The following is a 1,293-nucleotide window of genomic DNA, read 5'->3' as shown; positions in this document are numbered from 1 at the left end:
GAGAATTTAAGCCCCAGTAAACGGCGGTGGTAACTATAACCATCCTAAGGTAGCGAAATTCCTTGTCGGGTAAGTTCCGACCTGCACGAATGGCGTAACGACTTCCCAGCTGTCTCAACCGCGAACTCGGCGAAATTGCATTACGAGTAAAGATGCTCGTTACGCGCAGCAGGACGGAAAGACCCCGTGACCTTTACTACAGCTTGGTATTGGTGTTCGGTGTGGCTTGTGTAGGATAGGTGGGAGACTGTGAAGCTTGGACGCTAGTTCAGGTGGAGTCATTGTTGAAATACCACTCTGGTCATATTGGATACCTAACTTCGAACCGTGATCCGGTTCAGGGACAGTGCCTGGTGGGTAGTTTAACTGGGGCGGTTGCCTCCTAAAAAGTAACGGAGGCGCCCAAAGGTTCCCTCAACCTGGTTGGTAATCAGGTGTCGAGTGTAAGTGCACAAGGGAGCTTGACTGTAAGACTGACAAGTCGAGCAGGGACGAAAGTCGGGACTAGTGATCCGGCAGTGGCTTGTGGAAGCGCTGTCGCTCAACGGATAAAAGGTACCTCGGGGATAACAGGCTGATCTTGCCCAAGAGTCCATATCGACGGCATGGTTTGGCACCTCGATGTCGGCTCGTCGCATCCTGGGGCTGGAGTAGGTCCCAAGGGTTGGGCTGTTCGCCCATTAAAGCGGTACGCGAGCTGGGTTTAGAACGTCGTGAGACAGTTCGGTCCCTATCCGCTGCGCGCGCAGGAAATTTGAGAAGATCTATCCCTAGTACGAGAGGACCGGGATGGACGAACCTCTGGTGTGTCAGTTGTTCCGCCAGGAGCACCGCTGATTAGCTACGTTCGGAACGGATAACCGCTGAAAGCATCTAAGCGGGAAGCCGGCTTCGAGATGAGATTTCCATCCCTTCGGGGGAGAGGCTCGCAGCTAGACTACTGCGTTGATAGGCCGGATGTGGAAGTGGGGACTAAAGACCCATGGAGCTGACCGGTACTAATAAGCCGATAATTTGATAACACTTCAGTTTGAAGAAGCTGCTTTAGCGTCCACTATGTGGTTCTCGATGTACGGTCGAGAACAACGCTCCTTGTCAAGGGGAGCTCTATATAACTAAATAATATAGAATCGATTCATCGCAAAGATGTTTCGGCGGCTATAGCGAGAGGGAAACGCCCGGTCACATTCCGAACCCGGAAGCTAAGACTCTCAGCGCCGATGGTACTGCAGGGGGGACCCTGTGGGAGAGTAGGACACCGCCGGACTTAACTTAGAAACACCAGAAAGGCCA

At 52.7% G+C, this 1,293-nt stretch carries 2 rRNA genes; both read left to right on the top strand.

Annotated elements, in window-relative coordinates:
- A 23S ribosomal RNA gene (locus tag CXY73_RS00050) occupies positions 1–1,022 on the top strand; the annotation flags it as partial.
- Between the two features lie 128 nt (positions 1,023–1,150).
- Positions 1,151–1,267, top strand: a 5S ribosomal RNA gene (gene rrf, locus CXY73_RS00045).
- Positions 1,268–1,293: the final 26 nt, after the last annotated feature.

Origin of the sequence: Cryobacterium sp. Y50, from assembly GCF_002929805.1 — a bacterium.
Taxonomy (GTDB): Bacteria; Actinomycetota; Actinomycetes; order Actinomycetales; family Microbacteriaceae; genus Cryobacterium.
The sequence above is the reverse complement of the archived record's forward strand: the minus strand, read 5'-3'. Positions and strand labels throughout refer to the sequence as shown.